Consider the following 19,763-nt stretch of genomic DNA (forward strand, 5'->3'; position numbering starts at 1 on the left):
AATAACAGATATAAACTGACTATCAGATATATTCTCGCATTTTTTTCAAATAAACCAACAAAATCGAAATCGCCGCCGGTGTCACGCCGGAAATACGTGCGGCCTGGCCAATGGTGACTGGTTTAACCTGATTGAGTTTCTGGATCACCTCTGCTGACAATCCAGGAACACTTTGATAATCAAGCGTGACTGGCAGCTTAGTTTCCTCATGCCGCTGCCTACGAGCAATTTCAGCACTCTGACGCTCGATGTAACCTGCATATTTAATCTGTATCTCCACTTGCTCCATCACTGCAACAGCCACATCTGCCATGCCAGTTTCAGGTAATTCTCCTAAAAGACTATGACTGATTTCAGGTCGGCGCAATAGCTCTAATACCCGATACTCTTTATCCAACACTTGGCCAGTTGCCGTTTTAATGTGCAATGCAGCTGCCGTATCCGGGCGTATCCACACATGATGCAAACGCTTTTGTTCATGGATTATGGCTTCACGTTTGGCGTTAAACTGTTGCCAGCGCGCTTGATCCACCAGACCCAATCGATAGCCAATTTCAGTCAAACGTAAATCGGCATTATCTTCACGTAGAATTAGACGGCACTCCGCTCTGCTGGTAAACATGCGATAAGGTTCTTTAGTGCCGTGTGTCGTCAAATCATCGATCAACACACCCATATAAGCTTCATCGCGACGCGGATACCAGGTGTCTTTACCTTGCGCTTGCAGGGCTGCATTCGCACCGGCGATAAGACCTTGCGCGGCTGCTTCTTCATACCCGGTAGTACCATTAATCTGCCCAGCAAAAAACAAGTTCGGCATTAATTTAGTTTCTAACCACGGATACAAATCCCGCGGATCAAAAAAATCGTATTCAATCGCATAGCCTGGTCGCGTCATATGCGCATTCGCAAAGCCTTTGATGGAACGTACCACTGCCAACTGCACATCAAACGGTAAGCTGGTGGATATGCCATTGGGATAGATTTCATGGGTAGTCAAACCTTCCGGTTCGACAAAAATCTGGTGGGAGAGTTTATCGGCAAAGCGCACGACTTTGTCTTCAATGGAAGGGCAGTAACGTGGACCGATGCCGGCAATTTGCCCTGTATATAAGGGTGAACGATCTAAACTATTGCGGATGATGTCATGGGTGGTTTCATTGGTGTGGGTAATGTAACAAGGCACCTGACGCGGGTGGTCAGCTGCTGTGCCTAAAAAAGAAAATACCGGCAGAGGCGTATCGCCTGGCTGTTCAGCTAATTGGCTGAAATCAATGCTGCGACCATCAATGCGTGGCGGTGTACCCGTCTTTAAGCGATCCACGCGAAATGGTAGTGCGCGTAGGCGCTCCGCTAACGCATTAGCCGGTGGATCACCTGCGCGCCCACCTTGGTAGTGGCTATCACCAATATGTATGTAACCACCTAAAAAGGTACCGGTGGTTAATACCACGGTTTTGGCCTTAATTCGCAATCCCATTTGCGTCACGACACCCGCTACTCGGCCATTTTCTACTAGTAAATCATCAACAGCCTGCTGGAACAGCGATAAGTTGGGCTGATGCTCCAGCATATAGCGTATCGCCTGGCGGTATAACACCCGATCGGCCTGAGCACGGGTGGCACGCACTGCGGCGCCTTTACTGGCATTTAATATTCGAAATTGGATGCCCGCTTTATCCGCTGCCTGCGCCATGGCGCCACCTAAGGCATCAATTTCTTTCACTAAATGGCCTTTGCCAATGCCGCCGATGGCCGGATTACATGACATTTGGCCTAAGGTTTCAATATTGTGGGTCAGAAGCAAAGTCGCAGCCCCCAGCCGCGCACTAGCCAATGCGGCTTCAGTCCCCGCGTGACCGCCGCCTACTATGATGACATCGTATGTTTGATCCAGGTTCATGGTATAAAGCGCGTGTATGTAAAACTTAGGATTATGGTTAAAAGTTTGTACAGAGGCAAGACCTCGGTGCCAATCTCAGTGCCAATTCACGCTCTCAATCCATTTGCCAGCCCTGCCCGCTAAAACAAACACGCGGTGAATACATCCCTGTACGCTCCCTTTTTTCATCCATGAAAAAAAGGGGTTATTTTAGCCGGCAGGGTTGGCAAACGGATTGAGAGCCTACTTGGATACTATTCTAAGCTTTTGTGTGGCTACCCTCCCCCTTTGAAAAAGGGGGATTAATGGGGATTTAAAAAGCTTTGAATACTCGTAGACATATTGGCACCACCCAAAAAACTCTTAAATCCCCCCTAGCTTTAAATCCAAAATCAATGCCTTCCATCCAAAGTACCCCTATGCAATTTAGAAGTTCAACTTCTAATTTACATAAATTTATGCTAATATTATATAAATTCTCTAATCACGATAATCTGATAAGCTATTCATGCAAATTATCACGCGAAATCTAGAACAAGAACTCTTGACTATGGCAGCCAGCTACCCTGTTGTTACGCTATTAGGCCCAAGACAATCTGGAAAAACCACGCTAATTAAACAGGTATTTCCACAAAAACCCTATATCACCCTGGAAGATCCAGACGAAAGAAGCTTTGCATATGGTGATCCCAGAGGATTTTTACAACGATTCCCCAATGGCGCTATTTTGGATGAAATTCAACGCCTTCCTAAAATACTTTCTTTCCTGCAAGGTATTATCGATAACATTGATACTAAGGGCTTGTTTATTTTAACCGGCAGCCATCAGCTTTCATTACATGAATCTATCAGCCAATCACTGGCCGGCAGAACTGCTGTGTTAAAATTACTGCCATTCACAATGCAAGAACTGGCCAAAGAACATAAAGAGTTTTCACTACACGAGTATATCTTTCAAGGTATGTATCCGCGTATTTATAAAGATAATTTAAACCCTACTAAATTTTATCGTGATTACGTACAAACTTATGTTGAACGCGATGTCAGACAAATGGTAAATGTAAAAGATTTAACTTTATTTCAACAATTTTTAAAATTATGTGCCGGCAGAATTGGCCAAGTTTTAAATAGTCACAGTTTAAGTAATGATTTAGGCGTCTCATATCATACTGTATCCAATTGGTTATCGATTTTAGAGGCTTCATTCTTGATATTCAGATTAGCGCCGTATTTTGAAAATTTTGGCAAGCGTATGATTAAATCACCCAAACTTTATTTTACTGACGTTGGGCTCGCCAGTTATTTGCTGGATATCACTTCTGTGCAACAGATTGTTAGAGATCCGTTATTGGGCAATTTGGTAGAAAATTTAGTCATTTCAGAATTTATTAAATACCGTTTAAATGCCGGATTTGAACCTGGCTGCTATTTTTATCGCGATAGCAATCAACATGAAGTAGATTTGTTGTTTAAAAGTGGACAACAATTGATTCCTATAGAAATCAAAGCCAGCCAAACCTTTCATCCGCAGTTTCTTAAAAATCTGGAATATTTTAAGCGCTTGGTACATGATCGTTGTGAACAAGGTTTTTTAATTTACGCAGGTGAGCAGGAACAACGCATTGGTCATTTTCAGGTAATTAATTTCAGACATGTAGCGCAGATGGTCAATAAGATTCAAAATATTTGATCATAGTTTAAATTTTATTTTTCACATAAGGAATGCCTCATGACCTATACCGTCCCACATTTTATTCAAGGCAAAATTGTTCAAGGCCGTTCCAACCACACACAACCGCTTTACAACCCAGCCACTGGCGAAATCATTGGGCAAGTCGCTTTGGCTGATAAACAAGAAGCGACAGCTGCCATTTTCGCGGCTAAAGCTGCCTTCCCCAGTTGGGCTGCAACACCCGCCACACAGCGCACACAGATTTTATTTAAATTTAATCATCTGTTGCATCAGCATTTAGATGAGCTGGCAGAACTCATTACCCGAGAACATGGTAAAACCCTGACTGATGCACGTGGGTCAGTATTGCGGGGTATAGAAGTAGTGGAATTTGCTTGCGGTGGGCCTAATTTGCTCAAAGGTGCTTTCAGTGACAATGTCAGTAAAGGTATTGATACTTATTCCATGCGCCAACCGCTGGGCGTGTGTGCCGGTATCACGCCGTTTAATTTTCCGGCTATGATTGCGCTGTGGATGTTTCCATTAGCCATTGCATGCGGCAATACGTTTGTATTAAAACCTTCCGAAAAAGATCCTTCATGTTCCGTGCGGCTGGCACAGCTGATGCATGAAGCGGGTTTACCTGACGGCGTATTAAATGTGGTGCAAGGAGATAAGATTGCAGTAGAGGTATTGCTGACGCATCCCGATATTGCTGCGGTCAGTTTTGTCGGCTCAACTAATGTAGCTGAAATTGTTTATAAAACGGCTGCAGCGCATGGTAAACGCGTGCAGGCCATGGGTGGCGCGAAAAATCATGCGGTAATTATGCCTGATGCTGATCTTGAACAAGCTGCCGATGCCATTGTCGGAGCCGCTTATGGCTCAGCGGGAGAGCGTTGTATGGCAATTTCTGCGGTGGTGGCGGTGGGTGAAAGCACGGCAAATCATTTTATCAATAAACTTAAAAACCGTGTACTTGATTTGAAAATCGGTGATGGACATTCCCCGGAAGTGGAAATGGGTCCGCTGATTACTGCTGAACATCGCGAACGGGTTAAATCTTATGTAGACCTCGGGGTCAATGAAGGCGCAAAACTGGTGATTGATGGTCGAGACTATCAGCATCCTACTTTGAAAAATGGCTTCTATCTAGGTGGCTGTTTATTTGACCATGTCGCACCGCATATGCGTATTTACCGAGAAGAAATTTTTGGTCCGGTGCTTTGTGTATTGCGCGCCCCAGATTTAGAAACTGCATTACAATGGATCAATGCGCATCCATTCGGTAATGGTACAGCGATTTTTACGCAAAGTGGCCACAGCGCCCGTGAGTTTGCGACGCAGGCGCAAATTGGCATGGTAGGCATTAATCTGCCGATTCCTGTGCCCTCTGCCGCCCACAGCTTTGGCGGTTGGAAGCTGTCATTTTTTGGGGATACGGGGATGTATGGAACTGACGCTATTCATTTCTATACTCGCTTGAAAAAAGTGTTGGAACGTTGGCCGAGCGCGGTGAAAGTGGGGGTGGATTTTAATATACCTACGGCTAGGGCTTGAAAGTGGCATCTAAAAATAGCCTTGACATTTTTCCTTCTCCCACAAGGGGAGAAGGGAATCAGAATTTCTTTATTTATAGGAGCATTCAACATGAGCCACATTGCCTTCATCGGCCTTGGTCACATGGGACAACCCATGGCACAAAACCTACTCAAACAAGGTCATCAAGTCACTGCTTATGACACCGTGGCGGATCGAATCACCCCACTGACAGCATTAGGCGCAACGGCTGCCACATCGGTTTTAGATGCGATAAAATCAGCTAATATAATTATTACTATGCTACAAACAGGAGAACAGGTCAGCTCAGTTTGTTTAGGTAATAACGGCATCTTTGCACACGCCAAACCTGGCAGCTTATATATTGACTGTTCCTCCATTGATATCACCAGCAGTCGTATGCTGCACGAGGCAGCGGTTGCAGCCGGTCTTGCGATGGTGGATGCTCCTGTGTCGGGTGGCGATAAAGGCGCAGCCGCTGCCACCTTAACCTTTATGGTGGGCGGGACAGAAGCTAACTTCCAGCGTGCAGAGGAAGTACTCAAAGCGATGGGTAAAAAAATCTTCCACGCCGGACCACCTGGTAATGGCCAGGCTGCTAAAATCTGCAATAACATGATTCTCGGTGTTTCCATGATTGCCGTCTCAGAAGCATTTAACTTAGCAGAAAAGCTCGGATTACCTGCCGATAAGTTTTTTGAAATCTGCAGCAATGCTTCAGGGCAATGCTGGTCTTTAACCACTTATGCCCCTGTCCCTGAGGTAGTCCCCACCTCCCCTGCCAATTTTAATTATGAACCAGGTTTTACTGGCAAAATGATGCTGAAAGATTTACTACTTAGCCAGAATGCCGCACAACAGAGCGGAAATGCCACCCCGCTTGGCGCAGCTGCAACGGCACTGTACACGCTGTTTGTCAACCAAGGTTATGGTGAGAAAGATTTTTCCGGCATTATTCAGATGCTTTCTGGGAAAGCGGCTGAAGAGTTTTAATTTATTATTACGGTATAGCAGCTACTCACTAATTTTCCTATAATAATACTAGGAGGGTTAGCATGATAAGCGCTGCATTTGACACACTGAAATTCTTACAAAAACTAAAAGCCGGCGGTATGCCGGAAGAGCAGGCTATCGCTTTGACTGAAGCACAAAATGAAGCATTTATTGAAACCACAAATCATATGATAGCGACTAAAACTGACCTTCTTGAGCTTAAACAAGAATTCAAACAAGATATAGCGGATTTGCGGCTTGAGGTTAAACAGGATATTACTAACCTCCGCACAGAAATCAACCATGAGCTTGTCGACGTTAAATCTAATTTAAAACTCCACAGCTGGATGATTGGGTTTGTACTGACTGGGATAGCTGCTTTAATTCTTAAAGCATTTTTTAACTAGAAGTAGGATGTCATCCTGAGCGTAAGCGAAGGATCTCCTTTTAGTGGCACCCAATACTAGGCTAGTGCGACCATAAGGAGATCCTTCGCTTACACTCAGGATGACAGCCTAGATAGGATGAATGATATGGACTATCACCCCGAGCTCATCAATCGCTTCATTCAACAATTACAAAACCAAATAACCGGCGATGTCCGCTTTGATGACGGTAGCCGCGCGCTTTATGCTACCGATGCCTCCAATTACCGCATGACACCCATTGGCGTGGTGTTGCCTAAAACTATTGAAGAAGTCATAGCCACTGTTGCCCTTTGCCGAACTTTTCAATTACCGCTGTTATCTCGCGGTGGCGGCACCAGTCTAGCAGGACAATGCTGCAACCATGCAGTGATTATAGATTTCTCCAAATACTTAAACAAAGTCCTAGAAATCCAGGCTGAAAAACGCCTAGCACGAGTACAGCCAGGTTGTGTTTTAGATCATTTACGCAAAATAACCGAACAACAACACTTAACCTTTGGTCCCGACCCCTCAACGCATTACAACAATACGTTAGGCGGTATGATAGGCAATGATTCTTGTGGCGTGCATTCTGTCCTTGCTGCCTTTGAGGGAGACGGACCAAGAACCGCAGATAATATCGAAGAACTGGAAATTCTCACCTATGACGGTATCCGCTTGCGCGTGGGCAAAACCAGTGAACAAGAATTAGCTGCTATTATTCAAGCAGGCGGTCGACGTGGAGAAATTTATGCGCATCTACAACAGTTGCGTGACCAATATATCGAACTCATCAGAACCCGCTATCCTAATATTCCAAGACGCGTATCAGGTTATAACCTTGAAGCCTTATTACCGGAAAACGGCTTTAATGTGGCACAGGCTTTAGTCGGGAGCGAAGGCACCTGCGTCATCGTCCTAGAAGCCACTGTCAAATTAATACCTAGCCCCCGTCACCGCGCTCTATTAGCCTTGGGCTATCCCGATATCTATACCGCCGCAGATCATGTACCTGAAGTCATGGCACATAAACCCTCAGGTCTTGAAGGCATGGATGATTTATTAATTGATTATATGAAGCGCAGCCATATTCATCCCCAACATATCCAATTATTACCTCAAGGCAAAGGTTGGCTATTGGTTGAATTTGGTGGTAACACTAAAGAAGAAGCAGAAGCCAAAGCCAATCGCCTCATCAGCGAAGTCCAAGAAAAACACTCGGCTTTATCTTTTAAACTCTTTCAAAATCCTGAAGAACAACAGCGTGTGTGGTTAGTGCGAGAGTCAGGTTTAAGCGCACTTTCGCACGTGCCGCATGAACCCTTCACCTGGGAAGGTTGGGAAGATGCTGCGGTTGCGCCAGAAAAATTAGGTACTTATCTGCGCGAGTTAAAAAAATTATTTGCTAAATATGATTGGACGGTTTCTATCTACGGCCACTTCGGCCAGGGTTGTATGCATTGTCGCATTCCTTTTGACTTAACAACCGCACAAGGGCTGAAACAATTCCGCTCATTTATGGAAGAAGCTGTTGATTTAGTCTTGAGCTTAGGCGGTTCTTTATCCGGTGAACACGGTGACGGACAAGCGCGCGCTGAATTTTTAATTAAAATGTTTGGACCTGAATTAGTAGATGCTTTTAAACAATTTAAACGTATCTTTGATCCACAAGGCAAAATGAATCCCGGCAAGATCGTTGACCCCTTCAGCATTACTGACCATCTGCGCCTGGGCACAGATTATCACCCTTGGCAACCCAATACGCATTTTGGTTACCCGCGCGATAAAGGTAATTTGGGTGATGTCGCTTTACGCTGCGTCGGTGTGGGCAAGTGTCGACGCGATGAGGGGGGAGTGATGTGCCCCAGTTATCGAGTCACGCGTGAAGAACAGCACTCAACGCGCGGCCGTGCCCGTCTGCTGTTTGAATTGTTAAGAGGCGAAGTAATCGGCAAAAAAAAATGGCGGGATTCTGCCGTCAAACAAGCACTGGATTTATGTCTGGCCTGCAAAGGTTGCCGTGGTGAATGTCCAGTCAATGTAGATATGGCCACTTACAAGGCGGAATTTTTTTCGCATTACTACCAAAATCGTCTGCGACCGCGTTCAGCCTATGCTTTTGGATTGATTAACCGTTGGCTGCGCTTGGCAGAAAAAGCACCTCGCCTTTTTAATTTCATGACGCAAAATCGGTTGATTAATCGTTTAAGCAAAAAACTGGTTGGCATGGCGGAACATCGCGCTATTCCTATTGTCGCCGAAGAGAACTTTAAAACCTGGTTTAAAAATCGACCCCATTTAAGCAAGACAACAATCACAAAAAAAGTACTATTATGGCCTGACACCTTTACCAATTATTTTAATCCTAGGATTGGCAAAGCGGCAGTTGAAGTATTAGAAATTCTCGGCTACGAGGTCATAATTCCTAACGAGCATTTATGCTGTGGACGGCCGCTCTATGATTATGGCTTTTTGAAAACTGCCAAACAAACGTTACTGAAAATTCTTTCAGCCCTGCGTTGTGAAATTCGCGCCGGCATCCCTTTGATTGGACTAGAGCCCAGTTGCATAGCCGTTTTTCGCGACGAATTAACGAATTTATTACCCAAAGATGAAGATGCGCGAAGATTAGCCAAGCAAAGCTTTATGTTCAGCGAGTTTTTAGCACAGGAACAAAAAGATTATGTTTGGCCACAATTATCAGGCAAGGCTTTAGTACAAGTGCACTGTCATCACAAAGCTCTCATGGGTTTTGATGCTGAGCAACAATTATTGGAAAAATTAGGTTTAAATTTGGAAATATTAAATGCTGGTTGCTGCGGGATGGCTGGTAGCTTTGGTTATGAAGCAGGCGAACATTTCGATATATCGATGCAAGTGGCAGAACAAGCATTATTTCCAAAATTGCGCCAAGCTGAAGAAAATACACTGATTATTGCTAATGGTTTTAGTTGCCAAGGACAAATCCAGCATGGTACGGGTAAAAAGGCCTTGCATTTGGTGGAAGTTTTGAGGATGGCGCTTGAGGCTTTTGAAAATGATTACCCCTATACGGATGGTGTTGGTAAGGTAAGCGTGTCTTTAACAAAAAGCTGAGATGTAAAGGGTCAAGTAAACATGTCATGTGAATACTTGCCCCCTTCACAATTTAAGGTTAGCAAATGAGGCATTTACTTTCTTGTTTATCTGGCTCAGCAAGATTTTTCTCCAAATCCTTGATGGCCCAAGACAGGTTTCGATAGTGATCTGTTCCCTCCAATAAAAAGTTCTGGGTACCTGGTTGAGGTTCTATCGGAGTTTCATTGAATTTTCCAGTGCTTTTATACCCCTCAATTCTCCCAAAAAAAACATTCATGGTAATTTCCGAGTCAAATCCCTTATATGGATTTATTTTAGCCGCAATGGGCAGATAAAGTTTGGCTATTTTAAGTAATAATTCTTTTTCATCTCTAGATTTATTTTTAACCTTCTCAATAGCGAAAAATATCAAATTCACTGGATTGGTTTTATGCTTTTTCCATTCTGTGATTAGCTCTTCGATACTATCAAAGAGGGGGGGGGATTGTTTAGCTTTTTTCTCGTCTAACTTTTGCCGTTTAAACATCGACATAACTTAATCTCCACTAAATATTATATTCAAACTTCAAATAATGTCTCAATTTTAATTAGTTGTCAAACCACAGAATTGCATCATAGTAATTTTTACCAAAACGGGATGGAAATAGAAAAATTTTTGAAATACGTCGAGATTTTTAGGGATTTTTTTGAATCAAAACTTGTAAATCTATCAACCTTACTTTGGTTTAAATTTCGCATATTCAGATGAAACAAGCATGAATGCATTTAAATAATTTTCCAGCCCCTGCGCTTTTAACACTAAAATAGCTTGTTCCCAAGAAATATTTTCAGATTTTTTCAAAGCCTCTAAAATTCGGATAATAGACACGGCAACTTCTGCAGACTCCGTTGCACTACCCTGTTGTTCTAGAAAATCCTTGGCTGAAAATAAAACTGCATTGGCTTCAGCAAAAGTTATAGCAGAAATGTTGCTATGTTTTGGCCATTTAGCATTTTGCAACACATTATTGACATGTTGTTGAATCAAATAAGTCGCACGTCCAATTAATTTTAAATTGCTAGGTTGTACATTGGTCATGGTATTACCAACGATACGGCCAATTTTCGCCATCGTGGCACTGGATACCGCATTCAATACCATCTTTAAAGCAATCGTTAAATACAAATCAAAAGGGTCGCGTTTGGAAATATTCAAATGAATATGCATCAAATTATCCCCCGAAAAATCAGACTCGGGTGCAGCGAGTGAAAAAATAATAACCGGTGTTTTTGTGAAGGAAAATTTATTTAACCATTGCTGAAAAATTGGCGTTATTTCTTCATCGCCAAATAAAAACATGACACCCAGATCATTGGGACTTGGAAACAAATGTCGCAGTCTTTGTTCTTGTGCAGACAAATCATAATGAAACTGCTGCTCGTCTCCTGCGTCATCCAAGCTATGTAAAGCGACTTCTCGTAAATACCTATCCGCCAACTCACTAAATAGTTTTTTATAAAAACCCGCATCTAAACCTTTAAACTGCCGTCTAAGCAACATATCCCAAGCTTCAGATTGACTTTTAGCTGGCGACCAAATCTCTATCCAAGATTTTTTTTCGGTACTTTTTTTATCTAAAGGTGGCAAACGAAAAGTCGGAGAACGCTCGGTCACATCAACAAAAACACATAGCAAACCCCTGCCTGCAAAATAATAACTATGACCAAATTTTTGATAGGTATTTGCTTCTTTTTCCACCCAAGGCGCCAATTTATCAGCCAGTTGATACAGCGTCTTTTGGATTTGCGTAAATTGCAGTAATTGTGATTTTAGCGTGAATGACTCATCAAAACCGCTGCTTGCTAATTCATCAGCTGTTAAACAAGTTTGCAAAACACGATACACAGCATCTTGCAAAACCGCACCCATAACATATAAACCAATCGTCGTAGCCTGCATACGGGTAGAACCACTAATCGCTTGCGGACCCGTCGCTAAATTAATTTTATTAATTTTGGGATGCTCTAGCACCATTCGACTTCGGTCAAAAGGTAGCAATACTTCATCGGGATTATTGTAAACAAAAAACAAATGCTCACAGGTATGCGTTTTGTGCTGTTCTGCAGCTGCTAAAATACAGCCGATGACTGCTGAGGTCTCTCCACCTTCAGTCATGGCAATGACCACGTCATCTTCACTTATGTGATTTTCCTGTAATTGCAATTGCCCGATCAATTGAGAGTCTTCAAAACCTTCCAGTGAACTGATTAAAGTGCGATCTGCACCGGTAATTTCACCTTTGACGCGATTTTTTATATGAGGTAAACGCTTTTCTAGCTTTGGCCAAAATGCCAGTTTCTCTAATTTTTGCCAGAAAGGCCGCCACAATCCACTTTCTAAAGTAGCCGCTAATCGGCCAGTTGAACCCGTGCCATAATAATAAATGCGCTGGCCTCCAAGTAAGGCTTGCTGAATACTGGCAGAAGCACAGTTCAGCTGCTTTAAAGTTTCAGGATTATGCACAATGACATTTAATTGCTGTGCAATATCTTCATCCACACTCAGCAATGCACGTAAACCCGCTGCTGTGTTTTCTGCTATCAATCGGCTTAAGTTTTGCGTTTTGGGGTGACGCTGTTCCGTTAACAAATGATATAAATGAAATTGTTGCTTATTATTGACATAGTCTTCCGAAGCTAAAGACGGATGGATTGCTAAAAGTTCTAATAATGCAGAATTAAGTGCCGAAATTGACATAGCCATTCTCCTGAATTTTACGGTATTGTCACATCGTTTGAGATAAATTAGCATCTTCAACAATAGATGTATAGCTAAGGACCAGTAAATGATGACTGATACCATCGAACCTATTAGGAAAACCACACCTCGTGCTAATTTTGATAGTCCCTGGAAACATAGCTTAGAATTCTATTTTCGCGACTTTATGCAATTCTGCTTGCCCCACATTGCCGAGCAAATTGATTGGTCAAAAGGGTATGAATCGCTGGATAAAGAATTAAATGCCATTACTCGTGATGCGGAAATTGGCAATCGGATTGCTGATAAACTAATCAAACTCTGGAAAAAAAATAATAATGAGATATTAATATTATGTCATCTTGAAATTGATAGAGATCCCAAGGATAAACTACCTCAGCGTATGATGATCTATCGCTATCGCATCTAAGACATGCGTCGTCTACCCATTATTAGCATTGCTATCCTTATTGATGATGATCCCAATTGGCGAATCAATCACTACCGAGAAGAATGTTTTGGTACTTACCTGGAGGTAGGTTATATCGTTGTGAAACTATTGGATTACCAACACCGGCGACAAGAATTAGCTGCCATAAATAATCGCTTTGCCATCATTATGTTGGCGCAATTAACTGTATTAGAAACCAAGCACAATCCAATAGTACGTTTAAAAGCCAAAACTGCCCTTACCCGCTTACTATATGAAAGAGGCTATAGCAGACAGGATATTATTCAGCTATTTACCCTAATTGACTGGCTGGTTACGCTACCTGAAGAACTTGTGATAAAATATAATGAAACATTAAAAGAGATTGAGGAGGAAAAACAAGTGGATTTTATTACTACCCCAGAGCGCGTTGGTATTCAAAAAGGTATTCAGCAAGGTTTTCAACAAGGCTTGAAAACAGGTTTACAAAAGGGTGAAGCTGCCCTGTTAATCCGTTTATTACAACACCGTTTTCATCATCTACCTTCTAATTACTTAACACGAATTCAACAAGCAGATAGCAATACTCTTTTAATCTGGGGTGAACGTGTGCTTGATGCCAACACCTTAGAAGAAGTGTTTGAATAAATACCTACCCAATGACTTCTATTTATTCCCTGAATATTCATCCAAATCGCCGAATACGCGCCATAATTTCTGGACCACAACTGATACCACCCGCTTTAAGCGCCTCTAATACCGCACCCTGCACCGGCGACATTTCAGGTGTAGGTACTGAAACCTCAGGTGAATCTTGAATAATGCGCTCAATTAACAAATTTTGAAAAGGCTTTCCAGATAAGGCTAATCCCCCTACCAGAATTAATTCAGAAGGTTGATGCTGAAATAAATTTTTAGCCACCGTGGCTACTAAAAGTGATAACTCAGAAACGGCATCAGTAATAATTTTTTTAGCTTCAATATCTCCCAATACATAAGCTTGTAATACTTTCGGTGCCAATTGACCGATTTCTTCACGAGTTAAACCCTGGTTATGTATGCGGTCAATCAGCTTTCTAGGTTCACATATACCGAGAAAATTAAATACATAATCCCGTAACAAGGTTGACGGGATACGGCCATCCTCACAGCGCACAGCCGCTTGCAAGGCGCGTGTCCCTATCCAGGGTGCACTGCCCACATCATCGGCCAAAGCTCCCCAACCACCACACCATAGCGATTTTCCATCTTCCCTTAAGCCAAAACACGCCGAACCTGTGCCCACAATCAGCACCATACCGGAACGACCCAGCAGCCCTCCCGCCAGACCAATCCAAGCATCATTTTCGACCCGCACCGGCACCGTTGCAGGAATTTCTGTGATTTCACGTACAATTGATACTGTATCAGCACGGTCATCATCGGTGGAAACACCACACATACCCAAAAAAATACCGGCTAATTCTTGACCTGTAGCGACATCACCCATCGCTGTCAGTATAGCCTCGCGCAAATTTCTACGCACCACTTCACGCGAATGATGATTACGATTAGTAGAGCCTGCTTCAGCCCTGCCCAACAATTCACCTTCCGCATTGGCGAGCAAAGCACGGGTGTGAGTGCCACCTCCATCCACTCCTATGAAATAACCAGGCCGCTTCATGGTTTTCTATTCCACTGTGCCTGAATTTCCTCCAGGGTTCGGCCTTTGGTTTCCGGTATTGCAAAAAGTACAAAAACTAAGCTGGCGAGTGAACAAATACCATAAATTATAAATGTGACTGCCCCACCTAGGCGGTTATTCAATATTGGGAAAGTCTGCGCCACAATGTAGCAGGCAATCCAGATCATCATCACCCCCAATGACGCTGCACGGCCACGAATACGCGCTGGAAAAATTTCTGAAATAATAATCCAGGGTAATGGTCCCATAGCCATAGCAAAAGCCGCAACAAAAACTAAAATAAACAATAAAACCCCCAAGCCTTCATGACCGATATGAAACATCCAACCCACCCCAAATAAAGATACTGTCTGAATGGCAGTGCCTACCAATAACAAAGGCCGACGACCCGCATGATCCACAAACAAAATGGCGACAAAAGTAAAGATCAAATTAATAGCCCCCACCCATACCGTTGCAGCAAAAGCTGCATCCGTAGACGTACTGGCAGTTTTAAAAATTTCCGGCGCGTAATACATAATTGCATTGATACCACTGAATTGAGCAAATATGGAATAAACTCGGTAAACTGTGCCAGGTGAGCCAGATACTTACATCGGCACTTTTTGCGAACTAAATGCCTATGCCGACAATCATAAACCGGCAGATCCACTGTATGTGAGTTACAAAATTAAAGTGAATGGGGATACTTTTTCAGGTTTAGCCATAGCTAAGCAGGGAACCGCCAGCCATAAGGCCGTGCTGATTGGGCATGCACGCCTAAAAATTGACCCTAGCATTATTCCTAGCTCGTAACTATTCGCTACAGTACCGAAACAGCGCTGATTTTTTTTATTTTACACTGTATTTTTCTTATATATATTGCAAAGCTTCTGTTTATCAAGTATCTTACCCCTGCTTTCTTGCACCCTATGTAGAATAAAGAAGTAAGCCAATAAGTTAAATTAATCTAATAAAGAGGAAAAGGTATATGAAGCGAGCTATTATGATTGTTTTATTCGGTTTGACACTGGGTGGTTTGAGCGCCTGTTGCCACACTTTTGCAAAACCAAGTCCTTATGCCGTGCCTGCTACAACAAGTGGCGCTAGCTATCAGTAAAAGAAAGATTGAACCAGGGCAGACTGGACGCTACCCTGCTTCAGATCTTTAACCTGGGCACTTAGTACTGCCCACCATTAATATTTAAATTAGAGCCTGTAATAAAACTGCTTTCCGGCGCTGCTAAAAAAACCACAGCTCGCGCTATTTCTTCAGGCTGGCCAAAACGTTTTACCGGGATTTGTGCTAGTATTTTTTCGCGTACTGGTTCAGCTACTGACATCACCATTTCGGTTGCTACATAGCCCGGGGAAATGGTATTCACCGTAATCCCTTTGCTGGCAACCTCTAATGCTAACGCTTTGGTGAAGCCATGAATGCCTGCTTTTGAAGCGGAATAATTCACCTGACCAAATTGGCCTTTTTGTCCATTGACTGAGGAAATATTAATGATACGGCCATATTGGCGGTCAATCATGCCATTAATGACATGGCGGGTAACGTAAAATGTGCCGTTTAAATTGGTATTTACGACTTTATCCCAGGCATCTGCACCCATTTTGTAGCACTGCATGTCATGCACGACACCCGCGTTATTGACGAGTATATCTATTTTATTTAAATCAACAGGCAGGCCTTTTACTAAGCGGCTGCAAGAGTTGTAGTCCGTTACGTCAACAAAGGCTATATCGATGTGATAGCCATCTTCTTGCTGCTGGCGCTGCCATTTTTGAGCGGAAACGTGGTCTCCGCCACGGTTGTAGGTAGCAACAACTTTAGCCCCTTGATCGACCAGACTGCGGCAAATTGCGGTTCCGATTCCACCCATACCTCCTGTTACGAGTGCAACTTGATTTCTCATGATTTATCTCCTTATATTTCATGCGAAATTTAAGTATAGCATAAAGTTTGAATTTTTCAGACGTTGGATAGATTTCCCCCATAAAGCTTCTCCATTCTAGGTTCAAGAGAAATTAGTAGAAACGCCCTCCTTCATGATAAATAAACTCAAAAACCCAGTTACCATAAACAATGTGCCAGAAATATAAAACGTACTATGCACCCCAGAGATAAAATCCTTTGAAGTAATTGTGATAGTGCCAAATACTGCAACACCGATAAGGCTACCAATTTGATTGCCCGTATTTAACACTGCGGCAGCAATGCCTGCGCGTTTTGGCGCTACTGAATGGATGGCGGCGAAAGTCATCGCCGGCGTGGTAAAAGAAACACCAAAACCAATTGCGAGAAATGGTAGCATGATCCAAATATAATTCGGAGACATTTCCTCCAAAGTCAATAATGCAAAAAATCCTATGGCTGCAATGAACAACCCAGTAAATATAATTTTTGCTGCTCCAATTTTTGCGGTTAATTTCCCACCTAAATAAGAACCAATAAGCGCTAATCCTGGTAGTGGTAAAATAGCAAGGCCCGTTACAAAAACAGAATAATGACGAAAATTTTCAAAATAAAATGGGATCATGAATAATTCGCCATAAAAACACAAATTCAGAATCATCGCCGCAATGAGCGCCATCGTCGTCTTTTTATTATGGAAAATATCTAATGGCAGCATGGGCTGCTTAATTTGATGTTCAATAAATAAAAACAGCACAAGCGACAAGGCACTGATGATGAAACTTATGAGAATGATAGGATGAGTCCAACCATAGACACTAGCTTGTATTAATCCATAAGCCAACAAAAAAATGGCTACAAAACCTGTGATTTGGCCTAGAAAATCGAACCTGACACGCGCGCTATTTTTTTCTATATCACTGTGGTTGAATGAAATAAGAAAAAAACTGATAAGACCAATCAATAGATTAACTAAAAAAATTGCTCGCCAAGAAAATAAACTGGTTAACAAACCGCCTAAAAACGGACCGGAAGCACAGGCAACACCACCCAATGCTGCCCAAATACCTATAGCATGAGCCCTTTTTTCTGCTTCTTTATACAATGTCGTGATTAAAGCTAGGGAAGACGGCAGCATTAAAGCGCCGGAGATGCCTTGCAATAATCTAAAAAAAATCAACCAAGGTAAAGATTGAGATAATGCGCAACCTAAAGAAGTCAAAACGAAAGCCAGCAAACCGATTTGAAATATTTTCTTTGCACCAAAATAATCACTAAGGGAGCCAACCAATAATAAAAAACCTGCAAAGGTTAATGTGTAACCATCTACTACCCACTGCAATCTAGATAATGTGATATTGAAATAAATTGCAATACTGGGTAGGGCGACATTGACAATGGTGACGTCTAAAATCACCATAAAAAAACCCATGCACAATGCGCAGAAAGTTTGCTTGGTATTCATTATTTCTTATTCAACTCTAGCTTTAAAAGATAAGCCTTATTTTCAATACCTCCGCCAAAACCTACCAAATGTCCATTGCTGCCAATGACACGATGGCAAGGTACAATTATGGAAATGGGATTTAATCCATTCGCCATACCCACTGCTCTGGCTTTATTTTTGTCGCCTATTCTTGCTGCTTGTTCGGCATAAGAAATCGTCTTGGCATAAGGGATTTTTTGCAACTGCTCCCAAGCTTTAACTTGAAAATCTGTTCCGCGCAATATCAGCGGGATATCAAAGATTTTTCTTTTGCCTTGAAAATATTCAGTCAGCTGTTTTTTGGTCTGTATAATGATTTTATGATCTTGGCTCTGCTTAAGATCCTGGATAATTTTCTGACATTTAGCATCTTTGCGATTAGATTCCCATAAAATAGCGTGCAACGCTTGCTTGGAGGCAATTAAGGTTAATTGACCAACGGGCGTATCCATCTCGTCATAAATGGCATCAACGGGTAAAGATTGAAGACTCCTGAGTTCTTTCATATTTTAGGCTCCAATTGTAAATTCCAAAGTAATATTGCTCCATAAGCTCGCCACGGCGTCCATTTTTTTGGGTGCAATTGTAATAGTTTAACTTTTTTTTGAATTTCCAAATCCGTCTCTGGAAAAGCATCCGGGTTTCTAAGCGCACGCATGGCAATATATTCCACTGTCCACTGACCAATGCCTTTTATTGACAAAAGCTTATGACAAGTTTCAGCGTAACTTTCAGTCCCATTGAGAATTAAGGTTTGATTGGCGACGGCATCCGCTAAAGCTTTGAGGCTGGAAATTTTTGCATTTGTTAAACCGATTTTAGATAAATCAGCTGCTAGAATATTTTCAGGTGTCGGAAAAAATCGCGATAATTTTAATGTTTTATCTAAAGTTTGTTTTTCACCACATAACTCAACCAATCTACCGAGAATTGTACGTGCTGCTTTGACACTAATTTTTTGACCAATCACCGCACGTACCGCCAATTCAAAACCATCCCAACATCCAGGTATTCTCAATCCCCTGTGCTGCTGCAACAGTTTCATAAGTGCTTTATCTTCGCTAAGACTATCTTCTATCGCCATGGGATCAGAATCCAGATCAAAAATATTTTTTATCCTCGTTACAAACTCCAGAATATTGGTGATTTTATTTAATTTAAACTCTACTGCTACTTTATTCGCCTGATGATATGTTACTTTAAACCAGCCACGTACATCGCCATAAGTAATCAGTCGTTCATAGGAATCACCTTCTACCTTCTCCAGTTCAGAAATGGCACGATTAGCAAAAAACCGCATTATTTCCCTCCAAGCATAGGGAGGCCGATAACTCAGTTGAAAACGCAATTGGCCTTTTGTTTGTGGGTTTTTTCTAAAAGCACTAGGTGTTTTTTGAAAGCGTGCTTTAAATGCGTCATTGAAACGACGGATGGATTGAAAGCCCGAGCCAAATGCAATTTCAGTGATTGAAAGCGATGACGCATCTAATAAATTTCGAGCCAAATCAAGTTTTTTTGAGATCAGCAAAGATTGTGGACTGACACCCACTTGTTGTTGAAAAAGCTCACGCAGCCAACGTTCACCTATGCCTAATTTTTTAGCTAAGTCCCCCACAGATAATTCATCTAGCGCATAAGAATCCATCATGCGCATAGCGCGTTGCACGATATCTGATGTACCCAGCCAAGCAGCAGAACCAGGCGCTGTTTCAGGGCGGCAACGCAAACAGGGTCTAAAACCTGCTTCTTCCGCCTGTGCTGCATGCAGAAAAAATTCTAGATTTTGTAGTTTAGCTTTTCTAGCCGGACAGGTGGGGCGGCAATAGATCATTGTCGTTTTGACAGCAACAAAAAATTTGCCATCAAATCTGGGATCTCGCGCCAGATGAGCACGGTAAAATTCTTTTTTATCGAAAGTTAAGTTCATAAAAGTA

The 19,763-nt window shown here is 42.4% G+C and carries 18 protein-coding genes; 9 read left to right on the plus strand and 9 right to left on the minus strand.

Translation table 11 applies throughout. From position 1 onward, the window contains the following. Positions 1-22: 22 nt before the first annotated feature. Positions 23-1,903, minus strand: a complete 1,881-nt coding sequence (gene mnmG / locus VHE99_03810) for a tRNA uridine-5-carboxymethylaminomethyl(34) synthesis enzyme MnmG (protein HVV68150.1) — start codon at positions 1,901-1,903, stop codon at positions 23-25. Between the two features lie 487 nt (positions 1,904-2,390). Between mnmG and VHE99_03815 the strand changes: the two genes are divergently transcribed. From VHE99_03815 to VHE99_03835, 5 genes are all read left to right on the plus strand, one after another. Continuing rightward, on the plus strand, positions 2,391-3,572 hold the full coding sequence (locus VHE99_03815) for an ATP-binding protein (GenBank protein ID HVV68151.1): 1,182 nt from the start codon (positions 2,391-2,393) through the stop codon (positions 3,570-3,572). A 39-nt stretch (positions 3,573-3,611) separates the two neighbouring features. Beyond that, positions 3,612-5,114, plus strand: coding sequence for a CoA-acylating methylmalonate-semialdehyde dehydrogenase (locus VHE99_03820; GenBank protein ID HVV68152.1), 1,503 nt, complete (start codon positions 3,612-3,614; stop codon positions 5,112-5,114). A 90-nt stretch (positions 5,115-5,204) separates the two neighbouring features. Beyond that, positions 5,205-6,107, plus strand: coding sequence for a 3-hydroxyisobutyrate dehydrogenase (mmsB, locus tag VHE99_03825; protein HVV68153.1), 903 nt, complete (start codon positions 5,205-5,207; stop codon positions 6,105-6,107). Between the two features lie 62 nt (positions 6,108-6,169). Continuing rightward, positions 6,170-6,514: a DUF1640 domain-containing protein gene (locus tag VHE99_03830; protein ID HVV68154.1), complete on the plus strand. Its 345-nt coding sequence runs from the start codon at positions 6,170-6,172 to the stop codon at positions 6,512-6,514. 126 nt (positions 6,515-6,640) lie between these two features. Next, a complete protein-coding gene (locus VHE99_03835) occupies positions 6,641-9,610 on the plus strand; it encodes an FAD-binding and (Fe-S)-binding domain-containing protein (protein HVV68155.1) in 2,970 nt (989 codons plus the stop codon). A 58-nt stretch (positions 9,611-9,668) separates the two neighbouring features. Here the strand turns inward: VHE99_03835 and VHE99_03840 are convergent, their stop codons facing one another. Both VHE99_03840 and VHE99_03845 read right to left on the minus strand, forming a co-directional pair. Then, positions 9,669-10,124, minus strand: a complete 456-nt coding sequence (locus VHE99_03840; GenBank protein HVV68156.1) for a hypothetical protein — start codon at positions 10,122-10,124, stop codon at positions 9,669-9,671. Between the two features lie 183 nt (positions 10,125-10,307). Beyond that, the gene (locus tag VHE99_03845) at positions 10,308-12,329 is read right to left on the minus strand and encodes a hypothetical protein (protein HVV68157.1); all 2,022 of its coding nucleotides are present in this window, start codon (positions 12,327-12,329) and stop codon (positions 10,308-10,310) included. Positions 12,330-12,417: 88 nt separating this feature from the next. Between VHE99_03845 and VHE99_03850 the strand changes: the two genes are divergently transcribed. Next, entirely contained in the window at positions 12,418-12,759 is a 342-nt protein-coding gene (locus VHE99_03850; protein HVV68158.1) for a hypothetical protein, read from the plus strand. 3 nt (positions 12,760-12,762) lie between these two features. Beyond that, entirely contained in the window at positions 12,763-13,407 is a 645-nt protein-coding gene (locus tag VHE99_03855) for a DUF4351 domain-containing protein (protein HVV68159.1), read from the plus strand. Positions 13,408-13,444: 37 nt separating this feature from the next. Here VHE99_03855 and VHE99_03860 read toward each other — a convergent pair whose 3' ends face one another. Together VHE99_03860 and VHE99_03865 are read right to left on the minus strand one after the other, a co-directional pair. Then, on the minus strand, positions 13,445-14,422 hold the full coding sequence (locus VHE99_03860; GenBank protein ID HVV68160.1) for a BadF/BadG/BcrA/BcrD ATPase family protein: 978 nt from the start codon (positions 14,420-14,422) through the stop codon (positions 13,445-13,447). Next, positions 14,419-14,994: an MFS transporter gene (locus tag VHE99_03865; protein ID HVV68161.1), complete on the minus strand. Its 576-nt coding sequence runs from the start codon at positions 14,992-14,994 to the stop codon at positions 14,419-14,421. The genes VHE99_03860 and VHE99_03865 overlap by 4 nt, the downstream gene beginning before the upstream one ends. Before the next feature lie 19 nt (positions 14,995-15,013). Between VHE99_03865 and VHE99_03870 the strand changes: the two genes are divergently transcribed. After that, positions 15,014-15,238: a hypothetical protein gene (locus tag VHE99_03870; protein HVV68162.1), complete on the plus strand. Its 225-nt coding sequence runs from the start codon at positions 15,014-15,016 to the stop codon at positions 15,236-15,238. Between the two features lie 175 nt (positions 15,239-15,413). Continuing rightward, the gene (locus tag VHE99_03875) at positions 15,414-15,542 is read left to right on the plus strand and encodes a hypothetical protein (protein ID HVV68163.1); all 129 of its coding nucleotides are present in this window, start codon (positions 15,414-15,416) and stop codon (positions 15,540-15,542) included. Between the two features lie 61 nt (positions 15,543-15,603). Here VHE99_03875 and phbB read toward each other — a convergent pair whose 3' ends face one another. The 4 genes from phbB to VHE99_03895 form a co-directional block, all read right to left on the minus strand. After that, complete coding sequence (gene phbB / locus VHE99_03880) at positions 15,604-16,344, minus strand: acetoacetyl-CoA reductase (protein ID HVV68164.1); 741 nt, start codon at positions 16,342-16,344, stop codon at positions 15,604-15,606. Between the two features lie 102 nt (positions 16,345-16,446). Then, positions 16,447-17,808 carry an MFS transporter gene (locus VHE99_03885; GenBank protein ID HVV68165.1) on the minus strand — a complete coding sequence of 454 codons (1,362 nt, stop codon included), beginning with the start codon at positions 17,806-17,808 and terminating at the stop codon, positions 16,447-16,449. Then, positions 17,808-18,335, minus strand: coding sequence for a methylated-DNA--[protein]-cysteine S-methyltransferase (locus VHE99_03890; GenBank protein ID HVV68166.1), 528 nt, complete (start codon positions 18,333-18,335; stop codon positions 17,808-17,810). The genes VHE99_03885 and VHE99_03890 overlap by 1 nt, the downstream gene beginning before the upstream one ends. Then, positions 18,332-19,756, minus strand: a complete 1,425-nt coding sequence (locus VHE99_03895) for an AlkA N-terminal domain-containing protein (GenBank protein ID HVV68167.1) — start codon at positions 19,754-19,756, stop codon at positions 18,332-18,334. Before VHE99_03895 ends, VHE99_03890 begins: the two co-directional genes overlap by 4 nt. Between the last annotated feature and the right edge of the window lie 7 nt (positions 19,757-19,763).

Source organism: Gammaproteobacteria bacterium, assembly GCA_035546635.1.
Lineage (GTDB): Bacteria > Pseudomonadota > Gammaproteobacteria > JAURND01 > JAURND01 > DASZWJ01.

Bases quoted from the DNA above. Each gene is read 5' to 3' on its own strand.
- mnmG (HVV68150.1), bottom strand. From the start codon at position 1,903: ATGAACCTGGATCAAACATACGATGTCATCATAGTAGGCGGCGGTCAC.
- VHE99_03815 (HVV68151.1), top strand. From the start codon at position 2,391: ATGCAAATTATCACGCGAAATCTAGAACAAGAACTCTTGACTATGGCA.
- VHE99_03820 (HVV68152.1), top strand. From the start codon at position 3,612: ATGACCTATACCGTCCCACATTTTATTCAAGGCAAAATTGTTCAAGGC.
- mmsB (HVV68153.1), top strand. From the start codon at position 5,205: ATGAGCCACATTGCCTTCATCGGCCTTGGTCACATGGGACAACCCATG.
- VHE99_03830 (HVV68154.1), top strand. From the start codon at position 6,170: ATGATAAGCGCTGCATTTGACACACTGAAATTCTTACAAAAACTAAAA.
- VHE99_03835 (HVV68155.1), top strand. From the start codon at position 6,641: ATGGACTATCACCCCGAGCTCATCAATCGCTTCATTCAACAATTACAA.
- VHE99_03840 (HVV68156.1), bottom strand. From the start codon at position 10,124: ATGTCGATGTTTAAACGGCAAAAGTTAGACGAGAAAAAAGCTAAACAA.
- VHE99_03845 (HVV68157.1), bottom strand. From the start codon at position 12,329: ATGTCAATTTCGGCACTTAATTCTGCATTATTAGAACTTTTAGCAATC.
- VHE99_03850 (HVV68158.1), top strand. From the start codon at position 12,418: ATGATGACTGATACCATCGAACCTATTAGGAAAACCACACCTCGTGCT.
- VHE99_03855 (HVV68159.1), top strand. From the start codon at position 12,763: ATGCGTCGTCTACCCATTATTAGCATTGCTATCCTTATTGATGATGAT.
- VHE99_03860 (HVV68160.1), bottom strand. From the start codon at position 14,422: ATGAAGCGGCCTGGTTATTTCATAGGAGTGGATGGAGGTGGCACTCAC.
- VHE99_03875 (HVV68163.1), top strand. From the start codon at position 15,414: ATGAAGCGAGCTATTATGATTGTTTTATTCGGTTTGACACTGGGTGGT.
- phbB (HVV68164.1), bottom strand. From the start codon at position 16,344: ATGAGAAATCAAGTTGCACTCGTAACAGGAGGTATGGGTGGAATCGGA.
- VHE99_03885 (HVV68165.1), bottom strand. From the start codon at position 17,808: ATGAATACCAAGCAAACTTTCTGCGCATTGTGCATGGGTTTTTTTATG.
- VHE99_03890 (HVV68166.1), bottom strand. From the start codon at position 18,335: ATGAAAGAACTCAGGAGTCTTCAATCTTTACCCGTTGATGCCATTTAT.
- VHE99_03895 (HVV68167.1), bottom strand. From the start codon at position 19,756: ATGAACTTAACTTTCGATAAAAAAGAATTTTACCGTGCTCATCTGGCG.